General features: G+C 69.5%; 21 protein-coding genes. 7 read left to right on the forward strand and 14 right to left on the reverse strand.

Annotated features, from left to right (window positions below; genetic code table 11):
- Positions 1–5: 5 nt before the first annotated feature.
- Complete coding sequence (locus ACFWUU_RS09270; protein ID WP_380174078.1) at positions 6–851, forward strand: aldehyde dehydrogenase family protein; 846 nt, start codon at positions 6–8, stop codon at positions 849–851.
- Positions 852–1,865, forward strand: a complete 1,014-nt coding sequence (locus ACFWUU_RS09275; protein ID WP_380174080.1) for a S66 peptidase family protein — start codon at positions 852–854, stop codon at positions 1,863–1,865.
- Here ACFWUU_RS09275 and ACFWUU_RS09280 read toward each other — a convergent pair.
- Positions 1,859–2,437, reverse strand: a complete 579-nt coding sequence (locus ACFWUU_RS09280; protein WP_380174082.1) for a hypothetical protein — start codon at positions 2,435–2,437, stop codon at positions 1,859–1,861. The two genes, ACFWUU_RS09275 and ACFWUU_RS09280, sit on opposite strands and share 7 nt — an antisense overlap.
- Positions 2,438–2,475: 38 nt before the next feature.
- The gene (locus ACFWUU_RS09285; protein WP_137252826.1) at positions 2,476–3,486 is read right to left on the reverse strand and encodes a serine/threonine-protein kinase; all 1,011 of its coding nucleotides are present in this window, start codon (positions 3,484–3,486) and stop codon (positions 2,476–2,478) included.
- 47 nt (positions 3,487–3,533) lie between these two features.
- Between ACFWUU_RS09285 and ACFWUU_RS09290 the strand changes: the two genes are divergently transcribed.
- Positions 3,534–4,073, forward strand: coding sequence for an RNA polymerase sigma factor (locus ACFWUU_RS09290; protein ID WP_137252825.1), 540 nt, complete (start codon positions 3,534–3,536; stop codon positions 4,071–4,073).
- On the opposite strand, the gene pepN is transcribed toward ACFWUU_RS09290, so the two are convergent.
- The 3 genes from pepN to ACFWUU_RS09305 are packed head-to-tail and all read right to left on the reverse strand — an operon-like array spanning position 4,070 to position 7,973.
- Positions 4,070–6,505, reverse strand: coding sequence for an aminopeptidase N (pepN, locus tag ACFWUU_RS09295; protein ID WP_380174084.1), 2,436 nt, complete (start codon positions 6,503–6,505; stop codon positions 4,070–4,072). The two genes, ACFWUU_RS09290 and pepN, sit on opposite strands and share 4 nt — an antisense overlap.
- A gap of 10 nt (positions 6,506–6,515) precedes the next feature.
- Positions 6,516–6,887: a hypothetical protein gene (locus tag ACFWUU_RS09300; RefSeq protein ID WP_380174086.1), complete on the reverse strand. Its 372-nt coding sequence runs from the start codon at positions 6,885–6,887 to the stop codon at positions 6,516–6,518.
- A gap of 9 nt (positions 6,888–6,896) precedes the next feature.
- Complete coding sequence (locus ACFWUU_RS09305) at positions 6,897–7,973, reverse strand: FAD-dependent oxidoreductase (RefSeq protein ID WP_380174088.1); 1,077 nt, start codon at positions 7,971–7,973, stop codon at positions 6,897–6,899.
- Positions 7,974–8,044: 71 nt separating this feature from the next.
- On the opposite strand from ACFWUU_RS09305, the gene ACFWUU_RS09310 reads away from it, so the two are divergent.
- A complete protein-coding gene (locus ACFWUU_RS09310) occupies positions 8,045–8,740 on the forward strand; it encodes a TetR/AcrR family transcriptional regulator C-terminal domain-containing protein (protein WP_380174090.1) in 696 nt (231 codons plus the stop codon).
- Here ACFWUU_RS09310 and ACFWUU_RS09315 read toward each other — a convergent pair.
- Positions 8,737–9,612 carry a LysR family transcriptional regulator gene (locus ACFWUU_RS09315; RefSeq protein ID WP_380174092.1) on the reverse strand — a complete coding sequence of 292 codons (876 nt, stop codon included), beginning with the start codon at positions 9,610–9,612 and terminating at the stop codon, positions 8,737–8,739. The genes ACFWUU_RS09310 and ACFWUU_RS09315 overlap by 4 nt on opposite strands.
- 82 nt (positions 9,613–9,694) lie before the next feature.
- Here ACFWUU_RS09315 and ACFWUU_RS09320 point away from each other — a divergent pair, with 82 nt between their 5' ends.
- Complete coding sequence (locus tag ACFWUU_RS09320) at positions 9,695–10,438, forward strand: sulfite exporter TauE/SafE family protein (RefSeq protein ID WP_380174094.1); 744 nt, start codon at positions 9,695–9,697, stop codon at positions 10,436–10,438.
- A 225-nt stretch (positions 10,439–10,663) separates the two neighbouring features.
- Here the strand turns inward: ACFWUU_RS09320 and ACFWUU_RS09325 are convergent, their stop codons facing one another.
- The 6 genes from ACFWUU_RS09325 to ACFWUU_RS09350 all read right to left on the reverse strand — a co-directional run bounded on the left by ACFWUU_RS09325 (position 10,664) and on the right by ACFWUU_RS09350 (position 15,135).
- Complete coding sequence (locus ACFWUU_RS09325) at positions 10,664–11,161, reverse strand: YkvA family protein (RefSeq protein ID WP_137252819.1); 498 nt, start codon at positions 11,159–11,161, stop codon at positions 10,664–10,666.
- A gap of 22 nt (positions 11,162–11,183) precedes the next feature.
- The gene (locus tag ACFWUU_RS09330; RefSeq protein ID WP_380174096.1) at positions 11,184–11,867 is read right to left on the reverse strand and encodes a S1C family serine protease; all 684 of its coding nucleotides are present in this window, start codon (positions 11,865–11,867) and stop codon (positions 11,184–11,186) included.
- Between the two features lie 232 nt (positions 11,868–12,099).
- On the reverse strand, positions 12,100–13,038 hold the full coding sequence (locus ACFWUU_RS09335; RefSeq protein ID WP_380174098.1) for a VWA domain-containing protein: 939 nt from the start codon (positions 13,036–13,038) through the stop codon (positions 12,100–12,102).
- Positions 13,035–13,958 carry a DUF58 domain-containing protein gene (locus ACFWUU_RS09340; protein ID WP_380174100.1) on the reverse strand — a complete coding sequence of 308 codons (924 nt, stop codon included), beginning with the start codon at positions 13,956–13,958 and terminating at the stop codon, positions 13,035–13,037. Before ACFWUU_RS09340 ends, ACFWUU_RS09335 begins: the two co-directional genes overlap by 4 nt.
- Positions 13,955–14,941 carry an AAA family ATPase gene (locus ACFWUU_RS09345; protein WP_380174102.1) on the reverse strand — a complete coding sequence of 329 codons (987 nt, stop codon included), beginning with the start codon at positions 14,939–14,941 and terminating at the stop codon, positions 13,955–13,957. The genes ACFWUU_RS09340 and ACFWUU_RS09345 overlap by 4 nt, the downstream gene beginning before the upstream one ends.
- On the reverse strand, positions 14,938–15,135 hold the full coding sequence (locus ACFWUU_RS09350; RefSeq protein ID WP_380174104.1) for a hypothetical protein: 198 nt from the start codon (positions 15,133–15,135) through the stop codon (positions 14,938–14,940). Before ACFWUU_RS09350 ends, ACFWUU_RS09345 begins: the two co-directional genes overlap by 4 nt.
- Before the next feature lie 126 nt (positions 15,136–15,261).
- Between ACFWUU_RS09350 and ACFWUU_RS09355 the strand changes: the two genes are divergently transcribed.
- Positions 15,262–15,954 carry a response regulator transcription factor gene (locus ACFWUU_RS09355; RefSeq protein ID WP_380174107.1) on the forward strand — a complete coding sequence of 231 codons (693 nt, stop codon included), beginning with the start codon at positions 15,262–15,264 and terminating at the stop codon, positions 15,952–15,954.
- On the forward strand, positions 15,951–17,204 hold the full coding sequence (locus ACFWUU_RS09360) for a sensor histidine kinase (protein ID WP_380174110.1): 1,254 nt from the start codon (positions 15,951–15,953) through the stop codon (positions 17,202–17,204). Before ACFWUU_RS09355 ends, ACFWUU_RS09360 begins: the two co-directional genes overlap by 4 nt.
- Positions 17,205–17,206: 2 nt before the next feature.
- Here ACFWUU_RS09360 and ACFWUU_RS09365 read toward each other — a convergent pair whose 3' ends face one another.
- Positions 17,207–18,652: an FGGY family carbohydrate kinase gene (locus ACFWUU_RS09365; RefSeq protein ID WP_380174112.1), complete on the reverse strand. Its 1,446-nt coding sequence runs from the start codon at positions 18,650–18,652 to the stop codon at positions 17,207–17,209.
- A 9-nt stretch (positions 18,653–18,661) separates the two neighbouring features.
- A complete protein-coding gene (locus ACFWUU_RS09370) occupies positions 18,662–20,077 on the reverse strand; it encodes a mannitol dehydrogenase family protein (protein WP_380174114.1) in 1,416 nt (471 codons plus the stop codon).
- Positions 20,078–20,094: the final 17 nt, after the last annotated feature.

Raw genomic sequence — 20,094 nt, forward strand, 5'->3', positions numbered from 1 at the left:
TAGAGGTGCGAAAGACCTACAAGCTCTACGTCGGCGGCGCCTTCCCGCGCAGCGAATCGGGTCGGTCGTATGTCGTGACCGATGCCAAGGGCAAGTTTCTCGCGAACGCATCCCAGGCCTCCCGCAAGGACGCCCGGGACGCGGTTGTCGCGGCCCGCAAGGCGTTCGGCGGCTGGCACGCGCGGACGGCGTACAACCGGGGTCAGGTCCTGTACCGGATCGCCGAGGTGATGGAGGGCCGGCACCAGCAGTTCAGTGCCGAGGTCGCCGCGTCCGAAGGGTTGTCGATCTCCAAGGCCCGTGCGGTCGTCGACGAGTCGATCGACCGCTGGGTCTGGTACGCCGGGTGGGCCGACAAGCTCGCCCAGGTGGTCGGCTCCAGCAACCCGGTCGCCGGCCCGTACTTCGACTTCTCGTTGCCCGAGGCAACCGGTGTGGTCGCGGTGCTCGCGCCGCAGGACTCCAGCCTGCTCGGCCTGACCAGTGTGATCGCGCCGGCGATCGTCTCCGGTAACACCGTGGTCGCGGTCTCGTCGTTCGAGCGGCCGCTGCCGGCGATCACGTTGGGCGAGGTGATGGCGACCTCCGACGTACCGGGTGGGGTGGTCAACATCCTCACCGGATCGGCGTCCGAGGTCGGCCCGTGGCTGGCGTCGCACATGGACGTCAACGCGATCGACCTGTGCGGCATCGTCGACCCCGAGGAGGCGACCGAGCTCGAGATCGCCGCGGCCGACAACCTCAAGCGGGTACGCCGTCCCGCCGAGGAGGACTGGTCCGCGGACCAGGGGCTGTCGCGGCTCACGCAGTACCTCGAACTGAAGACCGTCTGGCACCCGATCGGAGTCTGAGTGCTGAAGCCAGGTGACCGGGTCGCGATCGTCTCGCCGTCGCGGGGACTGCCGGAGATCTTCCCCGGGCCGTACGAGCTTGGGTTGCGACGGCTGCGCGACGACTTCGAGCTGGAGCCGGTCGAGTACCCGACCACCCGGAAGCTCCAGTCGACGCCGGAGGAGCGCGCCGACGATCTGCACGCGGCCTGGTCGGATCCGTCGATCCGCGCGGTGTTCGCGAGCATCGGCGGCGACGACCAGCTCACCGTGCTGAAGTATCTGGACCCGGCCGTGTTCCAGGCGGATCCGAAGCCGTTCTTCGGGTACAGCGACAACACGAACCTGCTCAACTTCCTGCACACGGCGGGGGTGCCGGCCGTCCACGGCGGCAGCGTGATGGTGCAGTTCGGCCGCGGCGGCGCGATGCACCCCGACACCGAGCGATCGTTGCGGGCGGCAATGTTCACCGGCGGCGAGTTCGCGCTGACACCGGCCGAAGGCTGGACCGACGTCGACCACGACTGGGCCGTCCCCGAGAACCTCGAGACGGAGCCGCCGCTGTTCCCCGGCACCGGCTGGACCTGGAGCGGCACGCAGACGGTCAGCGGGAAGCTCTGGGGCGGCTGCATCGAGATCCTCGACTGGCAACTGTCCGCGAACCGCTGGATGCTCCCGACCGAGTCGTACGGCGGGGTGTTCTTCGGCGAGACCAGCGAAGAGCTGCCGTCGTCCGAGACCGTCTACCGGATCCTCCGCAACCTCGGCGAACGCGGCCTGCTCGAACGCTTCGACGCCGTCCTCTGGGGCCGGCCGAAGTCGTCGTCGCTGTTCCAGGAGATGACGCCGGAGCAGTCCTTCGAGTACGTCACCGGCCAGTACCTCGCGGTCGATCGCGCGCTCACGGAGTACAACCCGACCGCAGTGGTCGTGAAGGGTCTCGACATCGGGCACACGGATCCCCAGCTCGTGCTTCCGTACGGCGGCCAGGTCCGGATCGACCCGGCCGCGGAACGGATCACGGTCGTCTACTGAACCTTCGTGCTGGTCAGGGCCGGGTTCGGGTCCGGGTAGCAGGCGACCGGGGCGGTGGTGGTGAGGAACTTCCACTTGATCTTGGCCTGCAGGGTGAGGCCGGGGTCGTCGTAGCTGGTGCCTTTGAGTTTGGTCTGGATCGTCGTTCCTCTGCGGCCGGACTTCAGGCGCACGCTGAGGGTCGGGAGTTGGTAGCTCGCGCCGCCCGAGATCGGACCGGCGACCTTGACGACCGCTGTGCTCCCCTCCAACTGAACGGACGGCGTCGAGTTCAGGCCTGAGCCGCCCGACAGCTTGGCGCTGACGTAGGACGTGTTGGCGGGGACGGGCATGCGGAGGGCGAGGTCGCGGACCTCTTGGAGCTTGAAGCCCTTGACCTCAGTCGGCAGCGTCCCCGGCTGGAGATCGACGGCGACAGTGAAGCGGATGTTCGGCCGGACGGTCGCCGGCGCGGTTGCATTCACGGCTTGACGCAGCGACAGGGTGTGCTGGCCGAATTTGGTGTTGGCGCGGCAGGCATAGCTGGCAACCGGCTGGGCGGGGGCCGGCGTGAGCAGGGTAAGTGTCACCATGAGACTGCAGAAAGTAGTCACCCGACTACTCTAAGAAATCACCGGCCGAAGAGGAACCAGCCGCCGACGCCTGCTGCCACGAAGACGAAGGGCAGCGCCAGCAGGAACCACATCCGCGTCCGGCGACGTCGCCGGACCGGTGGGTCGGTCGCGACCGTGGTGTCCAGGTCCTCGTCGGTGATCGCGGTCCGCTCCTCGGCGCGCAGCGGCGCCTCCTGCTCGAGCCGGTACGCCTCGGCCTCGAGCCGCTCGGCCAGCGTGTCCGCGCGCTCCCAGCGGTCCACCACCCGATAGGCCAGGGCCCGCCCGAAGATGTCGTCGAGCGGTCCGACCGAGTCGTGCAGCACCGAGCGCAGGCTCGGCGGCGCCAGGTCCGGGTCGCGGTTCAGTACCTCGCCGATCGAGCCCGCGACGTACGGCGGGTGCCCGGTGAGCAGCGCGTACGTGACCGCGCCGACCGCGTAGATATCGGCCCGCTCGTCGAATCCGCCGTCGCCGCGGCCCTGCTCGGGCGCCATGTACGACGGCGTACCGACGGCCTGCGTGAGCCCGGACGCCTCCGCGGCGCGTTTCGCCAGGCCCAGGTCGGCGAGCACGATCCGATGGGTGCCGCCGCCGGACTCGTCACCCGGTCGCAGCAGCAGGTTCGCCGGGGTGACGTCGCGGTGTACGACGCCCTCGCCGTGCAGCGCGGCCACAGCCCGGGCCAGATCCGCGCCCCACCACAGCGCGTCCACCGCGTCGACGGGGCCCTGCCGGAGTACGTCGCCGAGCGTGCCGCCGCCGATGTAGTCCATCACGAAGTACGGGCGGCCGTCGTCGAGTTTGCCCAGGTCGAAGACCCGGACGACCCGGTCGCTGGCGATCCGGCGCATCAGGCGTGCCTCGGACAGGAACCGTTCGCGCACGTCGGCGCGCGACGCCCAGTTGTCCGCGAGAACCTTGACGGCGACGTCGACATCCAGGTCGTCGTCGTACCCCCGCCAGACGGTCGCGAACGCGCCTGCGCCGATTTTGTCCTGCAACCGGTACCGCCCGATGACATCCATCCCGGCTATTGTCGACCACAGGTGAGCTCAACAGTGACTGGGGGACGATGAACGAGGAGCTGGAAGAGCTGGCAGCCCGCGCAGCCGGGGGTGACCAGACGGTACTTCCACGACTCCTGCAGGCGATCCGGCCGCAGGTGCAGCGGCGGGTGGCGAAGTTCCTGCCCTACCGCGAGGACGCCGAGGAGGCGGTCCAGGACACCCTGCTGCAGGTCGCCAACAAGGTGCACACCTTCAAGGGCACCGGCAGCTTCGCGGGCTGGGTGACGATCGTGGCCACCAACCAGGCCCGCCAGACGTACCGGTCGCTGAAGCGCCGCTCGGTCGAGCAGTCCGCCGAGGTGTTGCCGGAGTCGGTCGACCCGCGCACGACGTCGGTGATCGCCGGCTCTCGCCTCGACCTGCTGGAGGCCCTCGAGGCGCTCGAGTCCAGCCACCCGCAGTTGGTCCAGCCGCTGGTCCTGCGCGATCTCGGCGCGCTGTCGTACGCCGAGATCGCCGACGAGCTCGACGTACCGCTCGGGACCGTGAAGGCCCGGATCCACCAGGCCCGCAAGGCCGTCGCGGAACGTCTCACCGTCCGTTAGCCGAAGGTCCGGCGTACAGCGATCGCCCGGCGCAGGTCGTCGAGGAAGTTCGCGGTCTGCCGACGGATACCCGAGACCACGCTCTCGTCCGCGATCAGCGCCTCGGCCGGCGCGATCAGCTCCTCGTCGATCGCGTACTTCGGGGCCATCCGGGTCGCCGTCAGCCCGACCACCATGCCGGCCCGGATCTCCGCGGTCCGCGGGATGTCGGTGAAGAACCGCCGGGCGTACGGCGCGGTGATCGCGTTCTGGGACGGATGCCAGAACCCTTCCGCCGTGGCGAGCAGTTCCTGTACGCCGATCGCCGGGTCGGTCATGATCCGGGTCCAGGCGGCTTCCTTGCCGTCGGGCAGAGCCGCACGGCAGCGGGCCGCCTGCGTCACGCCCTCGGTGGACTTGTCCCGAGCGAGCTCGGCGTCGATCTCGCTCGCGCCGAACGCACCGAGCAGCACGAGCCGAAAGACGATCGACCACCGCAGATCCGCGTCGATCTCCAGCCCCTCGGGAGCGTCACCGGTCAGCCAGGCGGTGAGCAGGGCGGCATCGTTCGTCGTCGCGACGAAGGTCCTCGCAGTGATCAGCTGCAGGCTGCTGCCCGGCTCGGTGCTCGCGAGCTTGCTGCCGAGCGCGTCGGCGACCGGTCCGCGGGCCTGGTCGTAGTCGAGGTAGCGGCCGAGCACCCGCCCCTCGAGCCACTGCGCCAGCGAGCCGACCGCGATGTCGCTGTCCTCGTGCGGCAGCGCGGCAACGAACAGCTCGAGCGCCCGCCGAGGATCCAGCTCAGCATCCGCCACCGAGTCCCGCACCGAGTTCCACACCACCGCGCGGGTCGTGCTGTCCGCGATCCTCGGCAACACCTCGGTCAGGTTCGCCAGGCTCGCCGCGTCCAGCCGGATCTTCGCCCAGGTGTCGTCGTTGGCATCCGGCACCACCACCGCTTCGTTGCCCATCGCAACTTCTGCCGAGTCCTCGGTCAGCACGACGTCTGTCAGGGTTGCCGATCCGTCCTCGGCATACCCACCCACGCTCAGCTTGTGCAGCCGGCGCGATTCATCCGGGCTCTTCCGATGCACGACGATGCCTGAGCTGGTCCGCTCGACCGAGAGCGTGTCCAACCCCGACGTACGCAACCATTGGTCCGACCACGCATCCAGGTCCCGGGCGCCGGCCTCGGTCAGCTTCTCGATGAACTCCTGCAGATCGGCGTTCCCGTACTCGTGCGCCTCGAGATGCGCGTTGACACCCTTGAGAAACACGTCGTCACCCAGGTACTTCGCCAACTGTTTCAGCACCGCCGCGCCCTTGGCGTAAGAGATCCCGTCGAAGTCGTCAAGCGACTGCCGAGCGTCCTTGAGACTGTCCGGCGCGACCGGATGCGTCGAGCTGCTCTGGTCCGTCTGCAAGCCCCACCACTTGCGCACGAATGCGAAATCCGTCCAGTTACCGCCGTACGAAGTCGCGTCCTCCGACACCCGGTGCGCCATGTATTCCGCGAACGACTCGTTCAGCCACATGTCGTTCCACCACCTCATCGTGACGAGATCGCCGAACCACATGTGCGCCATCTCGTGCACGACGATCCGGGCGCGGGTGCTGCGCTCCGCCTCGGTCGCCTGCCCGCGGTACACCAGCGTGTCGGTGAACGTCACGCAGCCCGGGTTCTCCATCGCGCCGAGGTTGAAGTCCGGCACGAACGCCTGCCAGTACTCGCCGAACGGGTACCGCTGCCGGAACATCCGGTGGTACTCGTCGAACGCCTCGCGGGTGGTCCGGAACAGGTCCTCGGCGTCGCGTTCCAGGTGCTCCTGCAGCGACTGCCGGCAAGCGAGACCGAGCGGGATCCCGTCGTACTCGCTGCGGATCAGGTGGTACGGGCCGGCGACGAGCGTGACGAAGTACGTCGAGAGCGGCTTGGTCTCGGCGAGCATCCACTCCCCTGGCGCGGTCTGCGTCGCGGCACCGTTGCCCAGGACAACCCAGTCCTCGGGGCACTTCACCGTCATCGTGTACGGCGCTTTGAGGTCAGGCTGGTCGAAGCAGGGGAAGTACCGCGGGGCGGACTCCAGCGACGACATGCCGTACGTGTAGACGCGTCCGTCGGCGGGGTCGACGGATCGCACCATGCCCTCGCCGTCGGCGGAGTACTTCAGCTCGGCGGTCACGACCAGCTCGTTCTCGGCCGTCAGCCCGCTGAGCGGGAAGCGGCCGCCGTCGAGCGCACCGACCTCGAGCGCCTGACCGTTGAGTACGACGCTGATCAGCCGCTCGGGCTTCACGTCGACCCAACTCGTGCTGCTCGTGGCCCCGAAGCGGATCCGGCTGGTCGTGACGAAGGTGTCGCCCGAGCCGGTGAGGTCGAAGGCGACCTCGTACGATCGCAGGTCCAGGTCCGCCGCCCGTTGCCGGGCCTCTTCTACAGTCAGCGCGCGCATGCTGAGCACGTTATCCCGGCTGGGTGCGAGCAGTGGCGGCCGCCAGCTTCGCCACCGCGCGAATCTCCTCGTTCGTCGTGTTCTCGAGCACTGTTGTGATCAGCTCGGCGTCCGCGGGCTGAGCCAGGACGCTCAGCACGTTCAGCGCGGAGATGTGATCGAAGCCTGCGCGCATCTCGTCGTCCTCCGCCGGCGGCCGGGACAGGATCTCGCGCGCGACGCCACGGACCTCGTCGGCCATCGGTTCGAGCGGGTTTCCGCCGCTGACCTGCGTGTACGCCGCGGCTACCTGGTACATGTTCAACGCCCGGCACACCATGCCGATGTTCTGGCTGTGCAGCAACGCGCCGAACGCCTGCAGCGGAATGCCGACCTCGTCCATACCCGCACGCTAGCCGAAGAACGCAAGGACCTTCTGGGCGGCATCAGGCCCAGTCATCATGTCCGCGATCTCGGCCGACAGCTGCGCGACCTTGGTGGTGCGCGCGAACATGGCCGGCTCGTACTGCTCGAGCGCGGCGTCCAGGTCGTCAGGATGCGCGGCGATTGCCTGCGCGAGCTCGGCGGCGTCGCGCATGGCCTGGTTCGCGCCCTCGCCGTGCGACGGCATCAAGTGCGCCGCGTCCCCGAGCAGGGTGAGACCCGATCGGCGCGGCCAGGTCATGCCGATCGGCAGCAGGTAGGCCGGACGTACGACGAACGGTTCGTCGCAGGCGGCCAGCAGGCGCCGGAACTGCGGAGCCCATCCGTCCGGAAGGTCGATCGCCTCCGCGGGGTCCAGGTCGAGCGGAGCCTGGATCGAGATGCTCACCTGGACCACGCCGTTGCCGTTGCGTTGCGCGCCCAGCAGCCGGTCCGGGCCGAACACCCAGTAGTTGCCGCGCCCAACCATCTCGGCCAGCTCGGGCTGGGTGCGATCGGCATCGCGGATCATGCTCTGCACCACGACCTTGCCGGAGTACGCCGGCTCGACGTCGGTGAGCAGCGGACGGACCCGGGAGTTCGCGCCGTCCGCGCCGACGAGGAGGTCGCACGTCGCCGTACTGCCGTCGGCGAAGTGCAGCAGATATCCGCCCTCGTGCGGTTCCGCGTGGGTGAAGGCGCTCCCCCAGCGGACCGTCTGCGCGGGGAGCGAGCTCAGCAGGATGTCCCGCAGGTCTGCGCGGTCGATCTCCGGGCGCAGCATCGGCGCGTCGTCCGGGGTGTCCTCCTGGAGCAGCATCGTGCCGGTGTGGTCCAGGATGCGGTGGTCCTGCCCTTCGCCGCGGGCGGCCGCGAGGAACTCCCGCTCGAGACCGGCCGTCTGCAGGGCGGCCTGACCGGTGTCGGTGTGCAGGTCGAGCATGCTGCCCTGGCTGCGAGCGGCGCCGGACGCGTCGCGCTCGAACACGACGGAGGCGATGCCGTGGACGTGCAGGATTCGCGCGAGCGTGAGGCCGCCCGGGCCGCCGCCGATGATCGCGATCATGATCCGCTCCTCTCGATACAGTGTATTGATTTATACACTGTATCGAACGAAGCAGGTGTATCGTCGTGACCGTGACAGACAGTCCCCTGATCTGGGAGCGGCTCGAACCGACCGAGCGGCGCCGGCCGAGTCCGCTCAGCCGGGAGCGCATCGTCCGGGCCGCGATCGACCTCGCCGACGTCGACGGGCTGGATGCGGTGTCGCTGCGCAAGGTCGCCGGCGCGCTCGACGCCGGCCCGATGCGCCTCTACCGGTACGTCGACACCAAGGACGAGCTGCTCGAGCTGATGGTGGACACCGTGTACGGCGAGATCCCGGCGCCGACCGGTTCGACCTGGGGCGACGTACTGCGGTCCATCGCGACCGGGATCCGCGAGGTTGCCCTGCGGCATGAGTGGTTCGCCGACCTGATGGGCGGCCGGCCGCGCTTCGGGCCGGCCACGCTCGCACACACCGAGGCGTCGCTGACCGCACTCCGCGCCACCGGGCTCGACCTCGACCAGATGTCGGGCGCTCTCGACGCGCTGAGTGTCTACCTGGTCGGCGCCGTCCGCAAGGAGGTCACCGAGCGCCGGGCCGAACGCGGATCCGGCCTCGACAAGCATCAGTGGCAGCACGCGACCGCGCCGTACATCAAGCGGATGTTTGCCAGCGGCAACTACCCGGCACTCGAGGAATGGGTCCACGACGCACCCCATCGGACGGCGGCCGAGATCTTCGACCTCGGCTTGAGCTACCTGATCGACGGCATCCAGAAGCAGAGCTAAGCGTTCGCCGCCGCGTGCAGGTGGCCGGCGAGCAGGTGGGCGGCCTCGGGCGCGTTCGCGGCGTAGCAGAGGAGGTGCGCGCGGGTCGACCACGCGTCCTGCAGCGGGCAGACGTCCAGCGCGGCGATCGCGTCGACGGCCCGGCGCGGGACGATCGCCAGGCCGGCGCCTGCGGTCGCGAGGGTGATCAGCGTGTGCAGGGTCGGTACGACGGTTCGGTAGCGCGGGGCCGGGGCGTGCGGGCCGAGGCGGTCGTCCATCCATTGCGTGAGCGGGGAGTTGCGGTCGAGACCGACCAGCGGATGCTCGGCGACTTCGGCGTACGCGATCGAGGTGCGGCCGGCGAGCGTGCCGCCGGCCTGACCGATGACGACCAGCGAGTCGTCGGCGAGCGGTTCGGTCCGCAGCGAGGTCGGTTCGTCGTCGAGGATGACGCCGAGGTCGGCCTCGCCGGCGGCGAGCAGGCGGACACTCCGGACGGTACGGCGCTCGCTGACGTTCACGTCGTACTCCGGGTGCTCGCGAAGGAACGTGGCGAGAGCGACCGGGACGAGCTGGTGCATCGCGGAACCACCCGCAACCAGCCGGATCGGCGCGGTCCGGGAGACGGCGTACGACGCGACCGCGCTGTCCAGCCTGGTCGTCTCGGCGAGAACCTCGCGGGCATGCCGGGCCAATGTGGCGCCGGCCGGAGTGAGCCGGACACCGCGGCGCTCACGGATCAGGAGCGGTACGCCGGCCTGCGCTTCGAGGGCTCTGACCCGCGAACTGGCCGAAGGCAGGCTGAGGTGCATCACCCGCGCGCCGGCGGTGATCGAGCCCTCCGCCGCGACGTGCGTGAAGAGCCGGAGATCGTCGAGGTCGTACCGCATGGGATCAGCCTACGTCTCAGCCTGAGGCTGGCTACGGAGATCGCGCATTGTGGAAGCCGGCTGCAGCGCTGATCCTCGAAAGGTGCTGCTGATCCTTCTGGCCGGTGTCGCCGCCGGCGCGCTGAACGCCGTCGGTGGTGGCGGGAGCTTCGTGGCACTCACCGCGCTGGTCGCGGCCGGCATGCCGCCGGTCACCGCGAACGCGACCACGACTGTCGCGCTGCTGCCCGGCAACGCGACGAGCGCGTGGGTCTACCGCCGGGAGTTCGAGGGCTTCACGCATCCGTCCCCGGCGCGGCTCACGCTCGCCAGCGTCTGCGGTGGCGCGATCGGCGCCGGCCTGCTCCTGTTGTTGCCATCGGCATCTTTCGACGCGGCGGTGCCGTGGTTGCTGGCGTTCGCGACCGTCGTACTCGCGTTCGGTCGGCGGCTGACGGCGGCGCTGCGGCTCGGGCAGGCCGGTCCGACGGCGATCCTGGCCGGGCAGTTCCTGCTGTCGATCTACGGTGGGTACTTCGGCGGCGCGGTCGGGCTGATGATGCTCGCGTTCTGGACCGCGACGACCTCGCTCGACCCGGCACGCGGGAATCCCCTGCGGGTCATCCAGGTCGCGGCTGTTTACCTCACCGCGGCGGTCGTTTTCGTCTTCGCCGCCAACGTACTGGCCCAGCCGATCCACCTGGTCGCCTTGCTCGCCGGTGCCGTCATAGGTGGCTACCTCGGCGCCCACGTCGTACGTCGTCTACCGCCGGCTGTGCTGCGTGTGCTGGTCCTCACGACAGCTATTGCGATGACCGTCATCTTCTTCGTGCGGGCGTTTGGATGAACCGCGCTCAGCTGGCAATGGCCTACCAGGCTTGTGAAGTCGCCGATCTGGCGACTGATGCCGTCACGCTTGACGATCCGGCCGAGGCACGCGAGCAGGCCGCGCGTGTGCTTGCGGCCGCTCATCAGTTGGTGGAAGCCGCCGACCGCCTCAGCGATCCAGATGAGCCGAGCGACTCACTGCAGTTGTTCGCGTATCAGCATCCCGAGGAGGCGGCGGCCGACATCAGTGCGTGGGTCCACCGGTGCCGAGGTCGCGATTGCCCAGACGCTGACGTTCGCGCTCGCGGTTGAGATAGAGGCCGGTGGCCGTCGACACGCTGGTGAGCAGCCAGACGGCCACGCCGGCATCGTCCGTGACACCGAGCAGCGGCAGTACGTCGGGCAGGATGTCGATCGGCGAGATCAGGTAGACGAGCGCCAGTACCCACATGAACGGGCGGCTCTTCGGCAGGTCGGCGTACGCACCCTGGCGGACATCGCGGAGCAGCCTCGGCAGGGCGCGGGCACGCTGGAAGATGTCCCCGACAGGCACCGGTTCGCCGGCGGCGATCTTGCGCCGGCGGACGCGACGCCGCCAGACGACACCGAGCGCGCCTACGGCCACGCCCAGCGCCAGCAGCCCGCCGCCGACCACAGCCGAAGGCATGCCGGCCACGTCGCCGTCCCGGAAGATCAGGGTCAGCAACCCGATCAGCCCGAGGAACCCACCGAAGTACACCATCCACCAACTGTAGGGGGTCCGGTCAGTCGAGGAGGTCGTTGACGATGCTGGTCATGCGATCGACGGGGATCGCGAAGCCGATGCCGATGTTGCCGGAGCGGGAGGTACCGAGGGTGGCGATGGCGGTATTGACACCCACCACCTGACCGGCGGCGTTGACCAGCGGGCCGCCGGAGTTGCCCGGATTGATAGCGGCGTCGGTCTGGATCGCGGGCTGGCGGGTGTTGTTGTCGCCGAAGCGGGCCTGGCGGTTGACGGCGCTGACGATGCCGGCGGTCACCGTTCCCTCCAGGCCGAGCGGGGATCCGACGGCCAGCACCGGGTCGCCTACCCGCAGCTGTGCGGACCGGCCGAGCGTGAGCGAGCGCAAGCCCGCGGCGTCGGCGGTCGAGACCTGCAGTACGGCGAGGTCGTTGTCCGGGTCGGATCCGATGACGTCCGCGTCGACCGTACGGCCGTTCGACAGGACCAGGGATACGTCGGTCGTTCCCTCCACCACGTGTGCATTCGTCACCACATGCCCTTCCTGGTCGATCGCGAACCCGGACCCGGTCGCCCGGCCGGCGCGCACGGACACCACACCCGGAAGGACGCCGGCCGCCGCCGCGGAGATGGATCCCTGGGCCGCCGCCGGAGGTGCTGCTGCTTGTGGAAGCGGTGCCGGGTCACGAGCGCCGGTGACTGCACCCGCAAGACCACCGGCCACGGCGGAGAGGGCGACCGTGCCGACGAGAAGAGCCGCCCGCCGGCCGACTGCACTGCGCGCAGAGGAGGGGCCCGTCACCCCGGTTCGAGGTGGCGCCGGCGGAGAGGGGGGTGCCGCGGCGGCGACCGGGGTGACGGAGAACGGAGTAGGTGCGCTGTTCGCGGGTGGCGGGCCGGGAAGGTAGTCCGGGCCGCGGAAGGGAAGGCCGAGGTGGGGCATGTGACGTTCCTCCTTACGGGAGGCGGGAGAACCAGAAGAGGGAGGCGATCGCGGCCAGGAGTGCCGCGGCCAGGGCGATTCCGGCGACCAGGTTGGTGACTTCCCGGGACTCGGTGGTCCAGCCGATCGAGGACTGGAGGTCGGAGTAGACGTCGCGGAGCTGGTCGTTGTTCTGTGCCTGGTAGAACGTGCCGTTGGTGGCTTCGGCCAGGCCCTGGAGCGCCTCGGTGTCGGCGGGGACCGGGATGTCGCGGCCCTCGAGGTTGACGGTGCCCTCGGCGGTCCCGTAGGCGATCGTCGACACCGGTACACCGGCTTGCGCCGCGGCCTCGGCGGCAGCGTCGATCGGGCTGCCCGCGGTGTTGCCGCCGTCCGACAGCAGCACGATCCGGCTCGGTGGCGGATCGTCGGGATCGATCGTCCGCACCGCCTGCAGGCCGGCGAGGACGGCGTCGCCGATCGCCGTACTGTCGGTCAGTTGCAGCCCGTTGATCGCATCGACGGTCGCCTGATGATCCGTACTCGGGGCGGCCACCACATTCGCCGTACGAGCGAAGGACACCAGGCCGACGTTGAACTTCGCCGGCAGGTCCCGGACGAACTCCGTCGCCGCCTGCTGAGCCACCTCGAACCGGTTCGGCGCGACATCGGTCGCCGCCATCGAGTTCGACACGTCCATCGCGACCAGGACGGTGGCCCGCTCGCGCGGGACGCGGATGTCCGCCACCGGTCGGGCGATCGCGATCGTCAGCACGGTGAGTGCCGCGAGAAAGGCCGCGGCCGGCGCGTGCCGGCGCCAGCCGGGCCGCTTCGGAGCGACCTTCTCCAGCATCGGGAGGGTCGCGAACCGGACGGCGTACTTCGTCCGGCGGCGCTGGGCAAGCAGGTACGCCACCACCAGCACGGCGACCAGCACCAGCAGCCAGAGCCACAGGGGTTGCTCGAATCTCATCTGACACCGGTCCTTACAGAGCGGGCACCGGCCCGGCGGCGGGCGGTGGCGAAGGCGGCGACGTCGCGGACCCAGTCGGTGTCGGTGCGCAGTACGAGATGCGCGGCACCGGCGGCCCGGATCGCCTGGGTGGTTCGAGTGCGGTGCGCCGCCATCACGTCGGCGTACCGGCGGCGGAGCTTGCGGTTCGCCGTCTGGATCTCGCGCCGGCGGCCGGTCTCGGGATCGATCAGCGTGAGCAGCCCGACGTCGGGAAGTTCGAGTTCGCGGGGGTCCAGGACTTCGACGGCGAGTACCTCGTGACGTGCGGCGAGCCGGCGGAGTGGGTCGGACCAACCGTCTTCGTGGAAGTCCGAGACGATCACGCGGAGGCCGGGGCGCGGATGTTCACGGTTCAGCCGACTGATCGCCTGCCCCAGATCCGTTCTGGGAACGGATCCTGGTGTTGCTCGGGGCAACGACAGCAGCGTGCGCAGCGAGCGGCGGAGCTGGACTCCGCTGCCGGCCGCGGGGAGACGACGGAGGTCGTTGCCCAGGGCAATTCGTACGCCGAGGCTGTTCCCCGGGCGGTCGGCGAGCAGGCCGACCGCTCCGACAACAGCTACGGCCAGATCGCGCTTCTCGCTCAACGCGGTGCCGAAGTCCATGCTCGCGGACGCGTCCAGCAGCGCCCACGTCTCCAGCTCACGCTCCGCCAACGGCGCCCGGACGTGCGGCTCCAGCGAGCGCGCAGTCACGTTCCAGTCCATTCGCCGTACGTCGTCCTGCCCCGCTTGGTACGGCCGTGCTTCGTTCGGCTCGCTTCCGGGACCGCTCCGAAGACCTGTGATGTCGCCGTGCAGGAATCCCTCCAGCTTGCGCTTCACCGACAACTCCAAGGCGCGCAAGGCCCGTTCCCGTCCGGCCAGGAGATCAGTCATGCCGCGGATCCTTGGGCCTCGTCGGCCGGCACCACATGCGGCTGCTGGATCGTGTGCAGGATCCGCGTGACCACCGACCGTGGATCGACGCCGTCGGCGAGCGCGTCGAAGGTCAACGCCAATCGGTGCGCCATCACATCGAGCGCGACGTCGTACACATCCGCCGGCAGCACGTAGTCACGCCCGCGCAGCAACGCGAGCGCTCGCCCGGCCGCAACCAGACCGAGGGTCGCACGGGGGCTCGCGCCGAACTCCAGGACGCCGGCCAGATCATGGATCCCGTACTGCGACGGCGCCCGGGTCGCATGCACGAGGCGGATGACGTACTCCGCCACCGCGGTGTGGACGAAGACGTCATCCGTTGCCTCCTGCAACTGAACGACCTGCTCCGGAGTGAGTACGGCGCCGGCGTGCGGCCGGTGCGCGCTCATCCGCTGGAGAATCGTGAGCTCCTCCAACGGTGTCGGGTAGTCGACGGTGATCTTCAGCAGGAACCGGTCGCGTTGCGCCTCGGGCAATGCGTACACGCCGTCGGACTCGATCGGGTTCTGCGTCGCGAGCACCAGGAACGGTTCGGGCAGCTGGTACGACGTACCGCCGATGCTGACCTGGTTCTCGGCCATTGCCTCCAGCAACGCGGACTGCACCTTCGCCGGCGCGCGGTTGATCTCGTCCGCCAGCACGAGGTTCGCGAACACCGGGCCGAGCTCGGTGTCGAACGCCTCCGTCGACGGCCGCCAGATCCGGGTGCCCATGATGTCGCCGGGCACCAGGTCCGGAGTGAACTGGAGCCGGGCGAACCGGCCGCCGATCACCTCGGCCAGCGTGCGGACGGCGAGCGTCTTCGCGACGCCGGGCACGCCTTCGAGCAAACAGTGGCCGCGGGCAAGCAATCCGACCAGCATGCGTTCGACCAGCTGGTCCTGCCCGACGACCACCTTCTTCACCTCGAACAACGCGTGTTCGAGCGCGGCCGACGTCATGCGTTACCGCTCGGGTTCGCGGAGTCACCCTTCTCCGGGCAGTCGTGCGACGGTGACGGCGAGGGCGTGGTGGCGCCGTCGTCGACCGTGACATAACCCTGCTCCGGCGCCGGATCGTTCGTCGCGGCGTACGCCACGCCACCGGCGCCGAGCGCCGCTACCACGATCGCCGCGCCGAGAATGAGCTTCTTCATCAGACATCTCCTTCGATCAGGTTGGCCACAGCTCATCAAGGAGGCGCGAAAACGACCGGAAAGCAGAGCGAAAGTTCGGCGAAAGCGCAGACCGGTGGATCACGCTCCCCCGGCTACCTTGGTGGCGTGCGATTACTGGTGGTGGAGGACGAGGAAGGCCTGGTCAGTGCGTTGCGCTCCGGACTCGGCCGGGCCGGGTACGCCGTCGACGCCGCGACGACCGGCGCCGAAGCGGTGGAGAAGCTCGCGACCACGGCGTACGACCTGGCGATCCTGGACATCACCCTGCCGGACACCAACGGCCTCGACCTGTGCCGCGCGGTCCGGCGGGGTGAGATCGAGGTGGCGTCCGGGCGGGAGCTGCGGGTGCTGATGCTGACCGCTCGCGCCTCGCTGGCCGATCGCGTCCGCGGACTCGACGAGGGCGCGGACGACTACCTGACGAAGCCGTTCGCGTTGGTGGAGTTGCTCGCGCGGATCCGGGCGCTGCTGCGGCGGGACGTCACGAACGGGACGACCCAGTTGCATGTCGGAGAGCTCGTGCTCGACTCGTCCCGCCACCTCGCGACGCGGTCCGGGCGCGAGTTGACGCTGACGTTGAAGGAGTTCGGCGTACTGCGGTATCTGATGTCGCGGCCCGGGCATGTCGTCTCGGCCGAGGAACTGCTCGAGCATGTGTGGGACGAGAACGCGGACCCGTTCACGCAGAGCGTTCGCGTGACGGTGGGCACGTTGCGTCGCAAGCTCACCCAGGACGGCGAGGATCCGGTCCTGGAGACCGTGATCGGCCGCGGCTACCGGCTTCGAGGTGAGGAATGAAGCTCCCTTCCTGGATCCAGACGATCCGGTTCCGCCTGACCCTGACGTACTCCGCGGTGCTGATCGCGCTGTCGGCGTTGCTGCTCGGCGGGGTATACCTCGCGCTGGAGCAGATCCTCGATCCGAAACCGCTGAACCAGATCGAGGTCCAGAAGTACTACAAGGACCACGAGGGCAACCTGCATCTCAAGGAGGGGCAGGTGATCCAGGCCGCGGAGATCTCCAGCTTCCAGTCCGCGGTGAACTACCAGACGTTGCAGAGCCTGCGGAACTACTCGGCCGCGGGGATCGCCGGGCTGTTCCTGGTCAGTCTCGGCACCGGGTGGTGGTTGTCTGGTCGCGCGCTCCGGCCGGTACGACGGATCACGGAGACTGCCCAAGAAATCTCGGCGACCGATCTGTCGCGGCGGATCGCGCTGGACGGGCCGCGGGACGAACTGCGCAACCTGGGCGACACCGTCGACGACATGCTCGGGCGGCTGGAGTCGGCGTTCGTGGCGCAGCGTCAACTGGTCGACGACGCGTCGCACGAGCTGCGGAATCCGTTGGCGGTGATCCAGGCGAACGTCGACGCCGTACTCGCACATGACGACACGCCGCCGGAGGATCGTGCCCAGGCGACCGCGATCGTCAGCCGGGCGATCCAGCGGATGACGCGGCTGGTGGAGGACCTGCTCGCGTCGGCGCGGCGGTCGTCGCCGGCGTTCGTCGATGCCGACGTGGACCTGGCCGCGATCGCGGGTGAGGCGGCCGAGGAGTACGAGCTGCTCGCCGCGGATCGTGAGCTTCACGTCGTACGGCGGCTCGCGCCCGGACCCACCGCTGCCGGTGACGCGTCGGCGCTGCGGCGGGCGGTGGACAACCTGCTCTCGAACGCGGTCCGGCTGGCGCGTGGCGGCAGTGAACTCGTGCTGGCGGTCGGCAGCCGCAGCGGTTGGGCCTGGATCGCGGTCCGCGACGAAGGCCCGGGCATCGCGGCGGACGACGCCGATCGGGTCTTCGACCGGTTCTTCCGGGCCGGGCAACGGCAGTCGCCCGCGACCGTACCGTCCAGCGGTCAGCGCCGGGCCGGCCTCGGTCTCGCCATCGTCCGCCAGATCGCCGAGTCCCACGGCGGCACCGTCGCCCTGCACTCCGAACTCGGCATCGGCAGCACGTTCGTCCTCTGGCTACCCGAACGCTCCCTCGCCGACACCACCCGCCGCACCCCGACCCCACCCGACGAAGACCCCCTCGGCCCCCGCCGCTGAGGTCAGCGGTTGTAAGGCTGCGAGAGGAGGGGGCGGGTGTTGGTGAGGACCTGTTCGTAGTTGGCGCGGATCTTGGCGGCGTCGAGGGTGATGGCGGGCTCGGGTTTGCCGACCGGGACCGGCCAGGTGGGGAGTTCGCCGGTGAGGGCCCAGGCTGCTTGGCGGGCGGCGCCCAGGGCGACGTACTCGGCCGGTTCGGGGAGGACTACCTCGGCGCCGAGGAGGGCCGGGGCGAGGGCCTGTACGGCGCGGGAGCGGGCGCCGCCGCCCAGGAGGAGGAGCCGGTGGACGGGGAGGCCTTGGGCGCGGAGGGCGTCGACGGCGTCGGCGAGGCCGCAGAGGAGGCCTTCGACGGCGGCGCGGGCCATCGTCGCGGGCTGCATGGTCGCGCGGGTGAGGCCGTAGATCAGACCGGTCGAGTGCGGGAGGTCCGGCGTACGCTCGCCGTCGACGAACGGGAGCAGGACCAGGCCGTCGCTGCCGGGTGAGGTGATCGCGGCCTCGTCGAACTCGGCCAGGTCGAGGCCGAGCATGTTCGCGGTCGCGGACATCACGCGGGCCGCGTTCAGGGTGCAGACGAGCGGGAGGTATTCGCCGGTCGCATCCGCGAAGCCGGCAACCAGGCCGGTCGGGTCCGCGGTCGGGTTGGCCGAGCGCGCAAACGCCGTACCACTGGTCCCGAGAGAAACGGCAACGTCACCCGGCTGCAGGTCGAGCCCGAGCGCCGCCGCAGCGTTGTCCCCGGTGCCGGCCGCAATCGCCGCCCCGAAGACAGTCTCCCCAACAACCTCAGCCGGGCCGGCCACCCGCGGAAGCGCCAACTGCCGCCCAAACGCAAGCTCAACCAGATCAGTCCGATAACTGTTCGTCGCCGCCGACCACCACCCGGTCCCCGAGGCATCCCCCCGATCGGTAGTAATCCCCTCGATCCCCCGCCGATCAGCAGCCAGCCGATGCGTCATCCAGTCATGAGGCAACACAACAGCCGCCGCCCGCCGCGCGGCTTCACGCCGTACAGCATCTGCATCCGCGCGGGCGGCTTCGTCGCGGATCCAGCGGAGCTTGGTGACGGTGAAGCTCGGCACGGGGACTGAGCCGATGGCTTCGGCCCACGCCTCGGCGCCGCCGAGTTCTGCGATCAGTTCGGTGGTGGCGTCGGCTGAGCTGGTGTCGTTCCAGAGGACGGCGGGGTGGACCACCTCGCCGGAGTCGTCCAGCAGGACCATGCCGTGTTGCTGGCCGCCGACCGCGATCGCCTGGACGCCGTCCAGCAACCCGTCGGACGCGATCTCCCACGCCTTCCACCACTCGGCGGGATCCACCTGCGTGGCATCCGGGTGGGGCGCGCGCCCCTCGCGTACCACCGCGCCGGTCTCGGCCTCGCACACCAGAACCTTGGTCGCCTGGGTGGAGCAGTCCACCCCGGCGACCAGCCTCAGCTCAGTCATGCTCCGACGCTACAGGGCTTCGAGCGTGGCGCGGGCACCGATCTCGTGCAGCGACTTCAGCGCGGCCTTGTACTGCGTGACGAACCGCTGGTCCGACGCAAGATCACCGAACAGATCCGGATCCGAGACGAACACCAGCGGATCGTCGGTGTTGTGCTGCGCCCGCTCGACCAGCTTGTCCCGCAGCCGGTCCACGACCTCGATCGGATCACCCTGCTCGTCGGTGCCCTCGGCGTACCGCGCCCAAGACGCAACGACCAGAACCGAACGCTTGATCTCCCGATCGGCGGCCAACTGCTCGCGCACGACCGGCAGCAACCACTTCGGGATCCGGTCCGAGCTCTCCGCGCACAGCCGCGCCAGTGTGTCCCGCACCTCAGGGTTCGCGAACCGCTCGATCAACTGGTGCTTGTATCGATCAAGGTCGACCCCCGGCACCGGCGGCAGCGTCGGCGTACCTTCGTTGTCCATGTAGCCGAGCAGGAAGTCGACGAACAGCTTGTCCTGACACACCTCGTGCGCGTACCGATAACCGGCCAGATACCCGAGGTAGCACAGCGCCTGGTGCGAGGCGTTCAGCAGCCGCAGCTTCATCAGCTCGTACGGCTCGACATCCTCGACGATCTGTACGCCGACATCCTCGTACGACGGCCTGCCGAGCCCGAAGTCGTCCTCGAGCACCCACTGCGTGAACGGCTCGCACACCACCGGCCAGCCATCCTCGACCCCGAACCGCTCCGCCAGCGCCTCGCGGTCCGCGTCCGTCGTCACCGGCGTGATCCGGTCGACCATACAGTTCGGGAACCGCACCTCGGTCTCGAGGAACGCGGCGATCTCGGGATCCTTCAAGCGCGCGAACGACGACAGCATCTTCCGCGCCACGTGCCCGTTGCCCGGGATGTTGTCGCACGACATCACGGTGAACGGCGGTACGCCGGCCGCCCGCCGCCGCGCCAGCGCCTCGACGATGAACCCGAACGCGCTCCCCGGCGTCGCGCCCGGCTCCAGATCGGCGGCGAGCGAGGGATCGGACGCGTCCAGCTCCCCGGTCACCTGGTTGACGTGATACCCGCCCTCGGTGATCGTCAGGGACACGATCCGGGTCGCCGGGTCGACCATCCGAGCCAGCACGGCGTTCGGATCGTCCGGCGCGAACAGGTAGTCGACGATCGACCCGATCACCCGAGGCTCCAGCGTCCCGTCCGGATGCTTGACGACCAACGTGTAGAGACAGTCCTGGGCGGACATCACGTCGGCCATCCGGTGATCCTGCGGCAGCACCCCGACGCCGACGATCCCCCAGTCCAGCGCCTTCCCGTCGCCCATCAACCGATCCAGGTACATCGCCTGATGAGCGCGGTGGAAGCCACCGACCCCGAAGTGCACGATCCCGGGTGTCACCGCCGTACGGTCGTAGGTGGGCACGCCAACCTCATTGCCCA

The sequence above is a fragment of the Kribbella sp. NPDC058693 genome, from assembly GCF_042715335.1.
In the GTDB taxonomy this organism is placed as follows: Bacteria; Actinomycetota; Actinomycetes; order Propionibacteriales; family Kribbellaceae; genus Kribbella; species Kribbella jiaozuonensis.